The sequence below is a fragment of the Enterobacter hormaechei subsp. hoffmannii genome, assembly GCF_001729745.1.
GTDB lineage: Bacteria > Pseudomonadota > Gammaproteobacteria > Enterobacterales > Enterobacteriaceae > Enterobacter > Enterobacter intestinihominis.
Genome location: NZ_CP017186.1, coordinates 3,994,604 through 4,010,837, shown reverse-complemented (window position 1 = coordinate 4,010,837; position 16,234 = coordinate 3,994,604). Strand labels below are relative to the sequence as shown.

Below are 16,234 nucleotides of genomic sequence, written 5' to 3'. Positions count from 1 at the left end.
AATGTGCTAAAGCGTAGTTATCTTTTTGTTTTTAATACGTATTTAACTATTTTTACAACCACTTAAAGCACCGGGGAGGTGCAGGGGAGTGTGATCTGACTCACTATATTAAAGCGGTATTATCGATGCAGCGTGCTGAAATGCAGATTTATAGCAGAATATTAATCTGGTGTTGCATTCAAACCCGCATAAAATCACTGTTTTTCAGTCCTGGCGCTATAAATGAAAAAAACCATCAGAACATAAGGAAAAGTAATTACGTACAGGGTGAATGAAATCTCGGTAATCGTGATTATTTATTCAAACAGATAAAGGCCGTCCAGGGCGATTGATCCAGGTCATCGCCGACAGAGGCTAAAAATGGCAGGCTTGTCCCCTTTCTTCGGGACGGTCTATCAGATTATGCAGTTACAGAAATTAGTCAATATGTTTGGTGGGGATCTTTTGCAGCGCTACGGACAAAAGGTTCACAAACTGACGCTGCACGGCGGCTTTAGCTGTCCGAACCGCGATGGCACCATCGGGCGTGGTGGCTGCACCTTCTGTAACGTGGCCTCGTTTGCTGATGAAGCTCAACAGCATAAATCTATCGCTGAACAGCTCGCCCATCAGGCGAGTCTGGTGAACCGCGCGAAGCAATATCTGGCCTATTTCCAGGCCTACACCAGCACGTGGGCGGAGGTGCAGGTGCTGCGCGCTATGTATCAACAGGCGGTTGCTCAAGCGAACATTGTCGGGCTGTGCGTGGGGACGCGTCCGGACTGCGTGCCGGACGCCGTGCTGGATTTACTTAGCGAGTACAAAGAGAAGGGCTACGAGATCTGGCTGGAGCTGGGCTTGCAGACCGCGCACGACAAAACCCTGCACCGTATCAATCGCGGGCATGATTTTGCCTGCTACCAGCGCACCACGCGTCTCGCCCGCGAGCGTGGATTAAAAGTCTGCTCGCATCTGATTGTCGGCTTGCCGGGAGAAGGGCAGCAGCATGGCCTTGAAACGCTGGAAAAAGTCGTCGAGACCGGCGTGGACGGCATTAAGCTGCACCCGCTGCATATCGTTACGGGAAGCATTATGGCGAAAGCCTGGGAAGCGGGGCGGTTAAGTGGCATCGAACTCGACGACTATACGGTGACGGCGGGGGAGATGATTCGCCACACGCCGCCGGAGATTGTTTACCACCGCATCTCGGCAAGCGCCCGCCGCCCAACGCTTCTGGCACCGCTCTGGTGTGAGAACCGCTGGACGGGGATGCTGGAAATCGACCGCTATCTACAGGAGAACGGCGTACAGGGGTCGGCGCTTGGCCGCCCGTGGGTTCCACCGCTACCGGCGACGGCCGCCTAACAGACTTCCCAGCATGCCGCGCACTATCTGGTTGGTAATCTGACGCGTCGCGCTTTTTGCCATGGTCTGCACCACGCCATCGCGTTTGCCGCCGCGCGGCCCGGTGCTGCCGAACAGAATATCTTTCAGCCCGCCGAGAATGCCGTCGTCCACGGCTACAGATTGCCCTTTGGCGGCAGGCGCATCCTGCGATTCGGCAGTCGCCTGCACCCCTTTTTGCAGCATCTCGAACGCGGATTCGCGATCCACCTCGTCTTCATACTTCCCGTACACCGGGGAGTGGTTGATCAGGCCGTTGCGTTCATCGTCCGTTACTGGCCCCATGCGCGAGCAGGGCGCAATCACCATCGCGCGCTCGACAACTGTCGGGCTGCCTTTTGCATCGAGGAACGAAATCAGCGCTTCACCGGTGCCCAGCGCCTGAATGGCGGTTTCGGTATCAAAGGCCGGATTGGCACGCATGGTTTGCGCCGCGGCTTTCACCGCTTTCTGATCTTTCGGCGTAAAGGCGCGCAGGGCGTGCTGCACGCGGTTACCCAGTTGCCCCAGTACGTTGTCCGGAATATCCGACGGGTTTTGCGACACAAACCAGACCCCGACGCCTTTGGAGCGGATCAGGCGGATAACCTGTTCAATTTTATCCAGCAGCACCTGCGGCGCGTCGTTAAACAACAGGTGCGCTTCGTCAAAGAAGAACACCAGTTTGGGTTTTTCCAGATCGCCTGCTTCCGGCAGTTGTTCGTAGAGTTCAGAGAGCATCCACAGCAGGCTGGCGGCGTAGAGCTTCGGCATCTGGTAGAGCTTCTCTGCGCTCAGAATGTTGATGATGCCTTTGCCGCTGCTGTCGGTGCGCATCCAGTCTTTGATATCCAGCATTGGCTCGCCGAAGAAATGCTCGGCGCCCTGTTGCTCCAGCGTCAGGAGCCCGCGCTGAATGGCGCCCACCGAGGCGCTGCTGATATTGCCGTACTGGTTCTGGAAGGATTTGGCGTTATCGCCAATGTACTGGGTGATGGCGCGCAGATCTTTGAAGTCGAGCAGCAGTAAGCCCTGATCGTCGGCGATACGGAAAATAATGTTCAGCACCCCGGACTGCACGTCGTTAAGATTAAGCAGACGGGCCAGCAGCAAAGGGCCGAGGTCGGAGACGGTGGCGCGCACCGGATGCCCTTTTTCGCCGAAGATATCCCAGACCACCACTGGATTACCGTGCGGCGTCCAGTCCGTGATGCCGATATTTTTCAGGCGCTCGAGCAGTTTTTCTGACGCCGTGCCTTCCTGAGCCACCCCGGTTAAATCGCCCTTCACGTCAGCCATAAAAACCGGCACGCCAGCCTCGGACAACGACTCAGCCAGCTTTTGCAGGGTGACGGTTTTTCCCGTCCCGGTCGCGCCGGTGATCAGGCCATGACGGTTCGCCATCGCGGGGAGTAAAAACAGCTCTTTTTCCAGCGTCCTGGCGATTAACAATGGTGTACTCATGATGCACGTCCTCTCGTAGTCCTGGGTGGAGTATAGGCAACCTGACGGCAAAATGTCTGCGTAAATTCCTCACTTTGCGGCGCATTATCCAGTGCGGACTATGCTTTTGCATACGGTAAACAAAATTTTGGGAAACTATGTCCAGATTCTTTTTTAACGACCGCAAACAGCTTGTCAACGATGCCATTGAAGGCATACTTCTCTCCGCGCCGCACGGTAATCTCGTCAAACTGGATATCGATCCGGCCATCCGCGTGGTGGCACGCGGCGACTGGGATAAAAGCCGCGTGGCGGTGATCTCCGGTGGCGGCTCCGGCCATGAACCGGCACATGCCGGGTTCGTCGGTAAAGGCATGCTTACCGCAGCGGTGTGTGGCGATTTGTTCGCCTCCCCAAGCGTGGATGCGGTCCTCAATGCCATTGTGGCGGTGACGGGCGATCGTGGCTGCCTGCTAATTGTGAAAAACTACACCGGCGACCGGCTTAACTTTGGCCTGGCAGCGGAAAAAGCCAAACGCTACGGCCTGAAGGTGGAGATGGTTATCGTCGCGGATGATATTGCCCTGCCGGATAACAAGCAACCGCGTGGTATCGCGGGAACGGCGCTGGTGCATAAGATTGCGGGATATGCGGCAGAGCAGGGGAAATCGCTAAACGACGTGCGGGATATAGCGCAACAGGCCTGCGATAACCTCTGGAGCCTGGGCGTGGCGATGCAAACGTGCAACCTGCCGGGCAGCGATGATGAAGAGGGGCGCATAAAACAAGGCCATGTCGAGCTGGGTTTGGGCATTCACGGCGAGCCGGGGGCATCGGTGGTGGATACGCAAAACAGCAAAGCCATTATCGACACGCTGGTGACGCCGTTACGCGCGCAGGCGGGTGACGGGCGCTTTGCGGTGCTGATCAACAACCTCGGCGGCGTGTCAGCGCTTGAGATGGCTCTGCTCACCAAAGAGCTGGCGCATTCGGCGCTGAAAGAGAACATAGCGTATCTGATTGGCCCGGCGCCGCTGGTGAGTGCGCTGGATATGAAAGGGTTTTCGCTAACGCTGTTAAAGCTCAGCGATTTCTTCGAGAAGGCGATACACGCCGAGGTCGAGACGCTGGGCTGGCAGAAGCCCGTCGCGTTCGCGCCCCTGCGTACCGTCCCCCATAGCGCCCTTCATGACCGCGTGGAATATACCCCATCGGACAATCCGCAGGTGAGCGAGGCCGTCGCTTCGGTAACGAAGACATTGATCCAGCTGGAAAACCGCCTCAACGCGCTGGATGCCAAAGTAGGCGATGGCGATACGGGCTCCACCTTTGCGCAAGGGGCGCGGGATATTGCGCAGCGACTTGAGGAGAACAACCTGCCCCTTAACGACGTGCCGACATTACTCCTGCTGGTGGGGGAGCGGCTGGCTACGGTAATGGGCGGGTCGAGCGGGGTGCTGATGTCGATCTTCTTCACGGCGGCAGGACAAAAGCTTCACGATGGACAGCCGCTACCAGAAGCATTGTTGAGCGGACTGGCGCAGATGAAGCAGTATGGCGGTGCAGATCTCGGGGATCGCACGCTGATCGACGCCCTGCAACCGGCGCTGGAGGCGTTAAGGGATGGCGATCTGCGGACGGCGGCGCAGGCTGCGCAGCAGGGCGCCGAAGCAACGGCAAAAATGGCGAAAGCCGGCGCGGGACGCTCGTCGTATGTCAATAAAGAGAACCTGGATGGGGTGATGGATCCGGGAGCGGTCGCGGTGGCAGAAGTACTTAACGTATTGGCGCGGCAGTGAAAGTAGGCCGGGTCAGGCGAAGCCGCCACCCGGCAAACTCACATCAGAAATCCGCTTTCAACACCACGCGGTAGCGGGCTTTGCCGTCGCGCACGTGCTGGATTGCTTCGTTGATTTTTGACATCGGATACAGTTCGGTGGTCGGCGCCACTTTTGTGCGTCCGGCAAACTTCATCAGCTTGCGTAACTCATATGGCGTGCCGGTAGCAGATCCGGATACGCTGCGATCGCCGCCGATCAGGGTAAACGCCGGAACCGGCAGCGGCTTCATCACCGCACCCACGGTGTGGAAGTTACCGCCGTAGGCCAGGGCTTCAAAGTACGGCTGCCAGTCGAGATCGACGTTGACGGTGTTGATGATCAGGTCAAACTGGCCTGCCAGGGCGGTGAGCGCCTCGGGATCGCGACTGTTCACCACTTTATCCGCACCCATCGCCAGCACTTCCTGCTCTTTCGCCGGGTTAGAGCTGAACGCCGTCACTTCACAGCCCATCGCGTGCAGCAGTTTGATGGCAATATGCCCCAGCCCGCCAATACCGATCACGCCCACGCGGCTGGTGGCAGTTACGTGATGCATCAGCAGCGGTTTAAATACGGTGATACCGCCACACAGTAGCGGACCTGCTGATTCAATATCAATGCTGTCCGGCAGCGGGATAACCCATTGCCAGTCGGCGCGTAGTTTATCGGCGAAACCACCCTTGTTCAGGATGGTCGGCGTAGCGCCCTCAAGGCAGTTGATCTGGTTACCGCTAATACAGGCGTCGCAGTGGCCGCAGCTGCGTGCCGTCCAGCCGATACCCACGCGCTGGCCCACTTTCAGCCCTTTGTCCTGCGCGGCGCTGCCGAGCGCAACGACGCGGCCAATGACTTCGTGCCCGGCAACCAGCGGATAGCTGGAAAAGCCCCATTCATTGTCGATCATCGAGAGGTCTGAATGGCAGATCCCGCAGTAATCCACCTGTACTTCGACGTCTTCCGCTTTTAGTTCGCCCGCATCGTACTCGTACAGCTCAAGTTCTGCACCCGCCTGCGGTGCGGCGTAGCTTTTTATCTTCGACATCGCGTTTCCCCTGTTTTGGTGTGAACTGTGAGTGTAGAGCATTCAGTTTACAGACGCTTAACAGAAGACGGCAGGAACAAAACTTACAGACTTTTCAGCATCCTGACTTCGCAGTCCACGTGGCCCGTGCAGCCCAGTGGGGCATCGATATGCTCAAAGCCCAGATGCTCATACAGGCCAATGGCCTCTTTAAGGAAAGCGGTGGTTTCAAGGTAGCAACGTTTAAAGCCCTGTGAGCGTGCATGTTCCAGGGCGACCAGCGCCAGCTTTTTCGCCAGGCCTTGTCCGCGTATCGTTGGCAGGAAATACATTTTCTGGAGTTCACAGATATCCGGCTCGCTGCAGAGCAGGGGGGCAATGCCGCCGCCGCCCACGACCTGGCCGTCCTGCTCGATGACCCAATAGGCATGGCCCGGCTGGCTGTACAGCTGAAAAAGTTCGTCCAGATTGGGATCGGCCACGGTGTAGCCTTTGTCGGCGGTCAGGCCATATTCGGCCGATACCGTGCGGATAACGGCGGCGATAGCCGGGTTGTCCTGCTCAGTGATCCGACGCATTGTCGTCGCGACGGGGGTAATCACGCTCATAGCATTACTCATGACAAAAATTGACACACAACTGCTGTTAATAGCACCGCAGAAAGGGGAGTGCAAGCGAGGAGTTTTCAGGAAGGATACCCCTTACGCCCTGAAGCGTAAGGGGTAAAAGCATTACAGGGCTGCAATAACCGCCTGCTGCTCGATCAGTTTGGTCTTCGCATCGGCGAAGGCAACCAGACGCTCACGCTCTTTGGCGATGACCGCTTCCGGCGCGCGGGCCACAAAGCCCTCGTTCGCCAGTTTGCTTTCGATTTTGCCAATTTCCACGTCGACTTTCGCCACTTCTTTCGCCAGACGAGCCAGCTCAGCGTCTTTGTCGATCAGGCCCGCCATCGGGATCAACAGCTCCGCGCCGTCGATAATTTTGGTCACGGAAACCGGACCTTTATCATCGGCAGGCAGCACGGTGATGCTTTCCAGACGCGCCATGGTTTTCAGGAAGGTGTTGTTCTCGGTGACGCGACGAACGACAGCTTCGCTGCAACCGCGCAGCAGCAACTCCAGTGGTTTACCCGGAGCGATGTTCATTTCCGCGCGGATGTTACGTACCGCAACGATCGCCTGTTTCAGCCACTCGGTATCCGCAGACGCGGCTTCATCCACTTTCGCGGCATCGAATGCCGGGAACGGCTGGAGCATGATGGTATCGGCGTTAATACCGGCAATCACCTTCACGCGCTGCCAGATGGTTTCGGTGATGAACGGAATGATCGGGTGCGCAAGGCGCAGCAGACCTTCCAGAACGGTAATCAGCGTATTACGCGTACCGCGCAGCTCTGCCTCAGTGCCGCCGTTCATGACCGGCTTCGCCAGCTCCAGATACCAGTCACAGAACTGGTTCCAGGTGAATTCGTACAGGATGCCTGCCGCGATGTCGAAGCGGTAGCTGTCCAGCGCGTCGCGGAACGCTTTCACCGTCTGGTTAAATTCCGCCAGGATCCAGCGGTCTGCCAGAGACAGGGTCATTTCGCCGCCGTTAAATCCGCAATCCTGATCTTCGGTGTTCATCAGCACGAAGCGGCTGGCGTTCCACAGCTTGTTACAGAAGTTACGGTAACCTTCCAGACGCTTCATATCCCAGTTGATGTCACGACCGGTGGAGGCAAGCGCCGCCAGGGTGAAGCGCAGGGCGTCGGTACCGTGAGATTCGATCCCGTTCGGGAACTGCTTCTCGGTACGCTTGCGGATTTTCTCCGCCAGCTGCGGCTGCATCATGTTGCCGGTACGTTTTTCCAGCAGCTCTTCCAGAGAGATACCATCAACCATGTCCAGCGGGTCGATAACGTTACCCTTGGATTTGGACATCTTCTGGCCTTCGTCGTCGCGGATCAGGCCGGTCATGTAGATGGTATGGAACGGAACCTGCGGCTTGCCATCTTCGTCTTTGATGAAGTGCATGGTCATCATGATCATGCGGGCGATCCAGAAGAAGATGATGTCGAAGCCGGAGACCATCACGCTGGTTGGGTGGAACTGACGCAGCGCGTCGGTGTTTTCCGGCCAGCCGAGGGTCGAGAAGGTCCACAGCGCGGAAGAGAACCAGGTATCCAGCACGTCTTCGTCCTGGCGCAGCGCAACGTCAGCGCCCAGGTTGTTTTCCTGACGCACTTCCTCTTCGGTGCGGCCAACGTAGACGTTGCCTTCATTGTCGTACCACGCCGGGATACGGTGACCCCACCACAGCTGACGGGAGATACACCAGTCCTGAATATCGCGCATCCAGGAGAAGTACATGTTTTCGTACTGCTTCGGCACGAACTGAATGCTGCCGTTCTCAACCGCTTCCACAGCCGGTTTCGCCAGCACGTCGGCACGCACGTACCACTGGTCGGTCAGCATTGGCTCGATAACCACGCCGCCACGGTCGCCGTACGGCACGGTCAGATCGTGAGGTTTAATCTCTTCCAGCAGGCCGAGCGCGTCCACGGCGGCTACGACGGCTTTACGCGCGGCAAAGCGCTCCAGCTTCTGGAACTCAGCCGGGATGTCGCTGGAATAAACGTCGGATTCGTTGCCTTTGGTGTCGTACACTTCTGCGCTTTCGCGGATATCGCCGTCGAAGGTCAGAATGTTGATCATCGGAAGTTGATGACGACGACCGACTTCATAGTCGTTAAAGTCGTGCGCCGGGGTAATTTTCACGCAGCCGGTGCCTTTTTCCATGTCGGCGTGTTCGTCGCCCACAATCGGAATACGGCGGTTCACCAGCGGCAGCACCACAAATTTGCCGATCAGATCTTTATAGCGCGGATCTTCCGGGTTAACGGCCACGCCGGTATCGCCCAGCAGGGTTTCCGGACGGGTGGTCGCCACCACCAGGTAATCTTTACCGTCTGCGGTTTTTGCACCGTCGGCCAGCGGATAGCGGATGTGCCACATGGAGCCTTTAGACTCGCGGTTTTCCACTTCCAGGTCAGAGATGGCGGTACGCAGTTTCGGGTCCCAGTTGACCAGGCGTTTGCCACGGTAAATCAGGTCTTCTTTGTACAGGCGCACGAAGACTTCTTTCACGGCGTTGGACAGGCCTTCGTCCATGGTGAAGCGCTCACGCTCCCAGTCCACGGAGTTGCCGAGACGGCGCATCTGACGGGTAATAGTGCCGCCGGATTCCGCTTTCCACTGCCAGATTTTGTCGATAAACGCGTCGCGACCGTAGTCGTGGCGGGTTTTACCCTCTTCAGCGGCAATTTTACGCTCAACCACCATCTGGGTCGCGATACCCGCGTGGTCAGTCCCCGCCTGCCACAGGGTGTTTTTACCCTGCATACGCTGGTAGCGGATCATGGTATCCATGATGGTCTGCTGGAAAGCATGCCCCATATGCAAACTGCCGGTGACGTTCGGCGGCGGGATCATGATGCAGAAGGACTCTTTGCTTTCGTCGCCGTTAGGCTTGAAATAGCCCTGCTGTTCCCAGTGCTCGTAAAGCGGCTGTTCGATATCGCGTGGGTTATATGTCTTTTCCATTATTTCCAGGTTGCCGTATTCAGGTTAAAACCGGCCAGGCGGTACGCTTTGTAGCGTTCGCGCGCCAGCTGTTTCAAAGATTCTTCGTAAGGGACAAAGTCTACCACTTCTGTGAAAGCGGTGGCAAAATCTGCAAAGTCTGTCCGCAGGCTAATGAGAATGTCGCGCGCGCTGCTGTTGCGTTTTTGCGGCCAGGCAATTTCCACCGGTGCCCCGCCGCGTGGACCTTCGCCCGACAGGTTATGCGGAACAAAACTCTCCGGCGGGCGCGCCCATAGCGCTTCATCCAGACGAATCGCCTGCTGCTCATCTTCACAGGCAATCAGGACGCGTTTACCTGCGCGCCAACGTTCTGCGGCAATTTCACACACCAGTTGTTCAACGGCGCTGAGGCCATCCTGATGGGTGTCATTGTCCAGAAGGTAGAACGTTGCATTCTTCATATATGGGGTTTCTTGTCGTGGATTTAAATGCAAAGCCGGGTGGCGCTACGCTTACCCGGCCTACGGTTGAGTGACGTTGTAGGCCGGGTAAGGCGAAGCCGCTACCCGGCGTTTTTCATCACTCGTCGCCGTTAAAACCCGCGCGATTGAGCAGGAACTGCGACAGCAGCGCCACCGGACGTCCGGTCGCGCCTTTGGCTTTACCGGAGCGCCATGCGGTCCCCGCAATGTCCAGGTGCGCCCAGTTGTACTTGCGGGTGAAGCGCGCCAGGAAGCAGCCTGCGGTAATTGCGCCGCCAGGACGACCACCAATGTTCGCCATATCCGCGAAGTTAGACTCCAGCTGTTCCTGGAACTCGTCCCCCAGCGGCAGACGCCACGCGCGGTCGCCAGCCTGTTCGGACGCGCCGATCAGCTCATGCGCCAGCGGATTGTGGTTCGACATCAGGCCGGTGATGTGATGCCCCAGCGCAATCACGCAGGCGCCGGTCAGGGTAGCTACGTCGATAACCGCTTCAGGTTCGAAACGCTCAACGTAGGTCAGCACGTCGCACAGCACCAGACGGCCTTCGGCGTCGGTGTTCAGCACTTCAACGGTCTGGCCGGACATGGTAGTCAGCACATCACCCGGGCGATAAGCGCGGCCGCCAGGCATGTTTTCGCAGCCCGCCAGCACGCCGATCACGTTGATGGGCAACTGAAGTTCCGCGACCATGCGCATGACGCCGTAAACCGCCGCCGCGCCACACATGTCGTACTTCATCTCATCCATGCCTTCTGAAGGCTTGATGGAGATACCGCCGGAGTCGAAGGTCAGCCCTTTGCCAACGAGCACGATCGGACGCGCGTCTTCAGACGGATTGCCTTTGTATTCGATGACCGACATCAGGGATTCGTTCTGGGAGCCGTTACCGACCGCCAGATAAGAGTGCATCCCCAGCTCTTTCATCTGCTGTTCGCCGATAACGCGGGTGATGACGTTCTTGCTGTAGGCGTCAGCCAGCTGGCGCGCCTGTGACGCCAGGTACGCGGCGTTACAGATGTTTGGCGGCATATTGCCAAGATCTTTTGCCGCTTTAATACCGGCAGCAATCGCCAGACCGTGCTGAATGGCGCGCTCGCCGCTGGTCAGCTCGCGACGGGTCGGCACGTTAAAGACCATTTTACGCAGCGGGCGACGCGGCTCGCTTTTGGTGGTCTTCAACTGATCAAAGCTGTAGAGGCTCTCTTTTGCGGTTTCGACGGCCTGGCGTACTTTCCAGTACGTGTTGCGGCCCTTAACGTGCAGCTCCGTGAGGAAGCAGACGGCTTCCATCGAACCAGTATCATTCAGTGTATTAATGGTTTTCTGAATAACCTGCTTGTACTGGCGCTCATCAAGCTCACGTTCTTTACCGCAGCCAATCAGCAGAATACGCTCGGACAGGACGTTTGGAACGTGGTGCAGCAACAGGGTCTGCCCTGGTTTGCCTTCCAGTTCGCCACGGCGCAGCAGGGCGCTGATATAGCCGTCGCTGATTTTATCGAGTTGCTCGGCGATCGGGGAGAGTCGGCGTGGTTCAAAGACGCCCACAACGATGCAGGCACTCCGCTGTTTCTCCGGGCTACCGCTTTTTACACTGAACTCCATGCACTACGCTCCTGAATCTTAAAGACAACGGCGGCGGCTACGGATAGAATTGAAACCTTTCGTAACTCATGTCCGCCGTTGTGGTGACTTCGTGTTAATCTTACGTTACTACGGTTTCGACACGTCAATAAATGTCATGAAGCGCGAATCCGCCGGGTTTTTTAATCTTAGCGATGATTTCGACGACTCAAGAGAATAAATGACGTTTAAGCCATGAAACAAGCTAAATTCCTGCATAAGACGAGTTTTAACGGGCGTATTTAAAGTGATAATCATAAGATATCTGGTTCGGGAGACGCTGAAGAGCCAACTGGCGATCCTCTTTATCCTCCTTCTGATCTTTTTCTGTCAGAAGCTGGTCAGGATCCTCGGCGCGGCAGTTGATGGCGAAATCCCAACGAATCTGGTGCTTTCCCTGCTCGGGCTTGGCGTGCCGGAAATGGCGCAGCTTATCCTGCCGTTAAGCCTGTTCCTTGGTCTGCTGATGACCCTGGGTAAGCTCTATACCGAAAGTGAAATCACCGTGATGCATGCCTGCGGCCTCAGTAAGGCCGTATTGGTAAAGGCAGCCATGGTGCTGGCGCTGTTTACGGGCATTGTTGCCGCGGTTAACGTCATGTGGGCGGGGCCGACCTCGTCCCGTCATCAGGATGAGGTGCTGGCGGAAGCAAAAGCTAACCCGGGGCTGGCGGCGCTGGCGCAGGGGCAGTTCCAGCAGGCGACCGACGGTAACTCCGTGCTGTTTATCGAAAGCGTCGATGGCAGCCGCTTCAATGACGTGTTTCTTGCTCAACTGCGCCCGAAAGGTAACGCGCGCCCTTCTGTGGTAGTGGCGGACTCCGGTCAGCTGGCGCAGCGTAAAGACGGCTCTCAGGTTGTCACGCTGAACAAAGGAACGCGTTTCGAAGGCACGGCTATGCTGCGTGACTTCCGTATCACCGATTTCCAGAACTACCAGGCCATCATTGGTCACCAGGCCGTCGCGCTCGATCCAACGGATACTGAGCAGATGGATATGCGCACCTTAATGAATACTGATACCGATCGTGCGCGTGCTGAACTGCACTGGCGTATCACGCTGGTATTCACCGTATTTATGATGGCGCTGATGGTGGTTCCGTTGAGCGTGGTAAACCCGCGCCAGGGCCGCGTGCTGTCGATGCTGCCAGCGATGCTGCTGTATCTGGTGTTCTTCCTGCTGCAAACCTCAATCAAGTCTAACGGCGGGAAAGGAAAAATTGACCCGATGATCTGGACCTGGGTCGTGAATGGTTTGTATCTGCTGCTGGCAGTCGGACTCAACTTGTGGGACACGGTGCCTGTGCGTCGTCTTCGTGCCCGGTTTACGCGTAAAGGAGCCATCTAATGCAGGCGTTTGGCGTACTTGACCGCTATATCGGTAAAACAATTTTTACCACCATCATGATGACCCTGTTCATGCTGGTGTCGCTCTCGGGCATTATCAAATTTGTCGACCAGCTGAAAAAAGCCGGGCAGGGGAGTTACGACGCGTTGGGCGCCGGGATGTACACCCTGCTCAGCGTACCAAAAGATGTGCAGATCTTCTTCCCGATGGCGGCCCTGCTGGGTGCGCTGCTGGGCCTGGGGATGCTGGCTCAGCGTAGCGAACTGGTGGTGATGCAGGCATCGGGCTTTACCCGTATGCAGGTTGCGCTGTCGGTGATGAAAACCGCGATCCCGCTGGTGCTGCTGACCATGGCGATCGGCGAATGGGTCGCGCCGCAGGGCGAACAGATGGCGCGTAACTACCGTGCTCAGGCGATGTACGGCGGTTCTCTGCTCTCCACGCAGCAGGGATTATGGGCGAAAGATGGCCAGAACTTCGTCTATATCGAACGCGTGAAAGGGGATGACGAGCTGGGTGGCGTGAGTATCTATGCTTTCAATAACGATCGTCGTTTGCAGTCAGTGCGTTATGCCGCCTCTGCTAAATTTGATGCAAACAACAAGCTGTGGCGGTTATCCCAGGTTGATGAATCTGACCTGACTAACCCGAAACAGATCACCGGTTCGCAGACCGTTAGCGGTACCTGGAAAACCGACCTGACGCCGGACAAGCTTGGCGTCGTGGCGCTTGATCCCGATGCGCTCTCCATCAGCGGTCTGCATAACTACGTGAAGTATCTGAAATCGAGCGGGCAGGATGCGGGGCGTTACCAGCTCAACATGTGGAGCAAAATCTTCCAGCCGCTGTCCGTGGCGGTGATGATGCTGATGGCGCTGTCGTTCATCTTTGGACCGCTACGTAGCGTGCCGATGGGGGTTCGCGTGGTAACCGGTATCAGCTTTGGTTTCGTGTTCTACGTCCTCGATCAGATTTTTGGTCCGCTGACGCTGGTGTATGGCATTCCGCCAATTATCGGCGCGCTGTTGCCGAGCGCCAGTTTCTTCCTGATCAGCCTCTGGATGCTGCTAAAACGCTCCTGATAAACCTTCTTCCTCGCTCCCGCTTGCCCGGGGGCGAGGCTAATCTCCTGTTTCACCCCGCACTTTTTCTCACAACCTTCAACGCCTCGCCGTGAATTTGAGTATTATTGAGCGATAAAGTCGTGAAGGGATCCTCTATGAAGCAAATTCGAATGCTGGCCCAGTACTACGTCGACCTGATGATGAAGCTCGGGCTGGTGCGTTTTTCCATGCTGCTGGCGCTGGCGCTGGTCGTTCTGGCCATCGTCGTGCAAATGGCCGTGACCATGGTTCTGCATGGTCAGGTCGAGAGCATCGACGTGATCCGCTCTATTTTCTTTGGCCTGCTGATCACCCCATGGGCGGTCTATTTCCTCTCCGTGGTGGTTGAGCAGTTGGAAGAGTCCCGACAGCGTTTATCGAAACTGGTGGATAAGCTGGAAGAGATGCGCGAGCGCGATCTTAAACTCAACGTTCAGCTCAAGGACAACATTGCCCAGCTGAATCAGGAAATTTCAGACCGTGAGAAGGCGGAAGCCGAGCGTCAGACCACGCTGGAGCAGCTGAAAATTGAGATGAAAGAGCGTGAGGTCACGCAGATCCAGCTTGAACAGCAATCCTCTTTCCTGCGCTCGTTCCTCGATGCGTCGCCGGATCTGGTGTTCTACCGTAATGAAGATAAAGAGTTCTCCGGCTGTAACCGGGCCATGGAACTGTTGACCGGGAAAAGCGAAAAGCAGCTGATCCACCTGAAACCTCAGGATGTCTATTCCGAAGAGGCGGCGGCAAAAGTGATGGAGACAGATGAAAAGGTCTTCCGTCATAACGTCTCGTTGACCTATGAGCAGTGGCTGGATTATCCCGACGGGCGCAAAGCCTGCTTTGAAATCCGCAAAGTGCCTTATTACGACCGGGTGGGTAAACGTCATGGTCTGATGGGCTTTGGCCGTGATATCACCGAGCGTAAGCGATATCAGGATGCGCTGGAGCGCGCCAGTCGTGACAAGACCACCTTCATCTCCACCATCAGCCATGAGCTTCGTACGCCGCTAAACGGTATCGTGGGGCTGAGCCGTATTCTGCTGGACACCGATCTGACCAGTGAGCAGGAAAAATACCTCAAAACGATCCACGTTTCGGCGGTCACGCTGGGCAATATCTTCAATGATATTATCGACATGGATAAGATGGAGCGCCGTAAGGTTCAGCTCGACAACCAGCCGGTTGATTTTACCGGCTTCCTCGCGGACCTGGAGAACCTGTCAGGTTTGCAGGCCCAGCAGAAAGGGTTGAGCTTCGTGATGGAACCGACGCTGCCGCTGCCGCATAAAGTGGTGACGGACGGCACGCGTCTGCGTCAGATCCTGTGGAATCTCATCAGCAACGCCGTGAAGTTTACCCAGAAGGGACAGGTTGCGGTGCGCATTCGCTATGATGAGGGGGACATGCTGCACTTTGAAGTTGAGGACTCGGGTATCGGCATTCCTCAGGATGAGCAGGATAAGATCTTCGCCATGTATTATCAGGTTAAAGACAGCCACGGCGGTAAACCGGCGACCGGCACGGGCATTGGCCTGGCGGTGTCGAAACGTCTGGCGAAAAGTATGGGTGGGGATATCACCGTTGCCAGCCAGCCGGGTAAAGGCTCCACCTTTACGCTTACCGTCCACGCCCCTGCTGTTGCTGAAGAAGTGGAAGATACGTTTGAGAACGACGATATGCCGCTTCCAGCCCTGCACGTCCTGCTGGTTGAAGATATTGAGCTGAACGTCATTGTCGCCCGGTCGGTACTGGAAAAACTCGGTAACAGCGTGGATGTCGCGATGACCGGCAAAGCCGCGCTGGAGATGTTCACGCCGGGCGAGTACGACCTGGTGCTGCTCGATATTCAGCTACCGGACATGACCGGGCTGGATATCTCCCGCGAGCTGACGCACAAATATGCTCCTGACGAGCTGCCGCCTCTGGTTGCGTTGACCGCAAACGTGTTGAAAGATAAAAAAGAGTACCTCGAGGCCGGTATGGACGACGTGCTCAGCAAGCCGCTGGCAGTACCTGCCCTGACGGCGATGATCAAGAAGTTCTGGGATACCTGTGATGAAGAGGAGAGCACCATGACGTCTGTTGATAGCGCCAAAACCCAAACGATACTGGATACCGCCATGCTGGAGCAGTATATCGATCTGGTGGGACCCAAACTGATCACCGATGGCCTGGCCGTGTTCGAAAAAATGATGCCGGGCTATCTGAACGTGCTCGAATCCAACCTGACGGCGCGTGACCAGAAGGGCATCGTCGAAGAGGGACATAAAATCAAAGGCGCAGCTGGTTCAGTCGGGTTACGCCATCTCCAGCAACTGGGCCAACAGATTCAGTCGCCTGATTTACCTGCCTGGGAAGATAACGTAGGTGATTGGGTTGAAGAGATGAAACAAGAGTGGCAAAACGATGTGGCAGTGCTGAAAGCCTGGGTAGAATCCCGAAAAAAATGACCCCGGCTA

General features: G+C 56.6%; 11 protein-coding genes. 5 read left to right on the top strand and 6 right to left on the bottom strand.

Annotated elements, in window-relative coordinates; genetic code table 11:
- Positions 1–402: 402 nt before the first annotated feature.
- The gene (gene mnmL, locus BFV65_RS18890; RefSeq protein WP_096147825.1) at positions 403–1,344 is read left to right on the top strand and encodes a tRNA modification radical SAM protein MnmL/YtqA; all 942 of its coding nucleotides are present in this window, start codon (positions 403–405) and stop codon (positions 1,342–1,344) included.
- Here mnmL and BFV65_RS18885 read toward each other — a convergent pair.
- Positions 1,324–2,826 (bottom strand): helicase HerA-like C-terminal domain-containing protein, encoded by a 1,503-nt coding sequence (locus BFV65_RS18885; RefSeq protein WP_038416799.1) that lies wholly within the window; start codon positions 2,824–2,826, stop codon positions 1,324–1,326. The two genes, mnmL and BFV65_RS18885, sit on opposite strands and share 21 nt — an antisense overlap.
- 137 nt (positions 2,827–2,963) lie before the next feature.
- Between BFV65_RS18885 and BFV65_RS18880 the strand changes: the two genes are divergently transcribed.
- Entirely contained in the window at positions 2,964–4,604 is a 1,641-nt protein-coding gene (locus BFV65_RS18880) for a dihydroxyacetone kinase subunit DhaK (protein ID WP_038416798.1), read from the top strand.
- Between the two features lie 43 nt (positions 4,605–4,647).
- Here the strand turns inward: BFV65_RS18880 and ahr are convergent, their stop codons facing one another.
- From ahr to pepA, 5 genes are all read right to left on the bottom strand, one after another.
- The gene (gene ahr, locus BFV65_RS18875) at positions 4,648–5,667 is read right to left on the bottom strand and encodes an NADPH-dependent aldehyde reductase Ahr (RefSeq protein ID WP_022649538.1); all 1,020 of its coding nucleotides are present in this window, start codon (positions 5,665–5,667) and stop codon (positions 4,648–4,650) included.
- Between the two features lie 83 nt (positions 5,668–5,750).
- Positions 5,751–6,254, bottom strand: coding sequence for a GNAT family N-acetyltransferase (locus BFV65_RS18870; RefSeq protein ID WP_003861887.1), 504 nt, complete (start codon positions 6,252–6,254; stop codon positions 5,751–5,753).
- Between the two features lie 123 nt (positions 6,255–6,377).
- Entirely contained in the window at positions 6,378–9,233 is a 2,856-nt protein-coding gene (locus tag BFV65_RS18865; RefSeq protein ID WP_069596994.1) for a valine--tRNA ligase, read from the bottom strand.
- Positions 9,233–9,676, bottom strand: a complete 444-nt coding sequence (holC, locus tag BFV65_RS18860; RefSeq protein ID WP_003861884.1) for a DNA polymerase III subunit chi — start codon at positions 9,674–9,676, stop codon at positions 9,233–9,235. Before holC ends, BFV65_RS18865 begins: the two co-directional genes overlap by 1 nt.
- A 118-nt stretch (positions 9,677–9,794) precedes the next feature.
- Positions 9,795–11,306: a leucyl aminopeptidase gene (gene pepA, locus BFV65_RS18855; protein ID WP_003861882.1), complete on the bottom strand. Its 1,512-nt coding sequence runs from the start codon at positions 11,304–11,306 to the stop codon at positions 9,795–9,797.
- A 265-nt stretch (positions 11,307–11,571) separates the two neighbouring features.
- Here pepA and lptF point away from each other — a divergent pair, with 265 nt between their 5' ends.
- From lptF to arcB, 3 genes are all read left to right on the top strand, one after another.
- Positions 11,572–12,672, top strand: a complete 1,101-nt coding sequence (lptF, locus tag BFV65_RS18850) for an LPS export ABC transporter permease LptF (protein WP_023307066.1) — start codon at positions 11,572–11,574, stop codon at positions 12,670–12,672.
- Positions 12,672–13,754: an LPS export ABC transporter permease LptG gene (gene lptG, locus BFV65_RS18845; protein WP_022649534.1), complete on the top strand. Its 1,083-nt coding sequence runs from the start codon at positions 12,672–12,674 to the stop codon at positions 13,752–13,754. Before lptF ends, lptG begins: the two co-directional genes overlap by 1 nt.
- A gap of 137 nt (positions 13,755–13,891) precedes the next feature.
- Entirely contained in the window at positions 13,892–16,225 is a 2,334-nt protein-coding gene (arcB, locus tag BFV65_RS18840; protein WP_048966237.1) for an aerobic respiration two-component sensor histidine kinase ArcB, read from the top strand.
- Positions 16,226–16,234: the final 9 nt, after the last annotated feature.

Bases quoted from the DNA above. Each gene is read 5' to 3' on its own strand.
- pepA (WP_003861882.1), bottom strand. From the start codon at position 11,306: ATGGAGTTCAGTGTAAAAAGCGGTAGCCCGGAGAAACAGCGGAGTGCC.
- lptG (WP_022649534.1), top strand. From the start codon at position 12,672: ATGCAGGCGTTTGGCGTACTTGACCGCTATATCGGTAAAACAATTTTT.
- BFV65_RS18885 (WP_038416799.1), bottom strand. From the start codon at position 2,826: ATGAGTACACCATTGTTAATCGCCAGGACGCTGGAAAAAGAGCTGTTT.
- holC (WP_003861884.1), bottom strand. From the start codon at position 9,676: ATGAAGAATGCAACGTTCTACCTTCTGGACAATGACACCCATCAGGAT.
- mnmL (WP_096147825.1), top strand. From the start codon at position 403: ATGCAGTTACAGAAATTAGTCAATATGTTTGGTGGGGATCTTTTGCAG.
- BFV65_RS18865 (WP_069596994.1), bottom strand. From the start codon at position 9,233: ATGGAAAAGACATATAACCCACGCGATATCGAACAGCCGCTTTACGAG.
- arcB (WP_048966237.1), top strand. From the start codon at position 13,892: ATGAAGCAAATTCGAATGCTGGCCCAGTACTACGTCGACCTGATGATG.
- ahr (WP_022649538.1), bottom strand. From the start codon at position 5,667: ATGTCGAAGATAAAAAGCTACGCCGCACCGCAGGCGGGTGCAGAACTT.
- BFV65_RS18880 (WP_038416798.1), top strand. From the start codon at position 2,964: ATGTCCAGATTCTTTTTTAACGACCGCAAACAGCTTGTCAACGATGCC.
- BFV65_RS18870 (WP_003861887.1), bottom strand. From the start codon at position 6,254: ATGAGCGTGATTACCCCCGTCGCGACGACAATGCGTCGGATCACTGAG.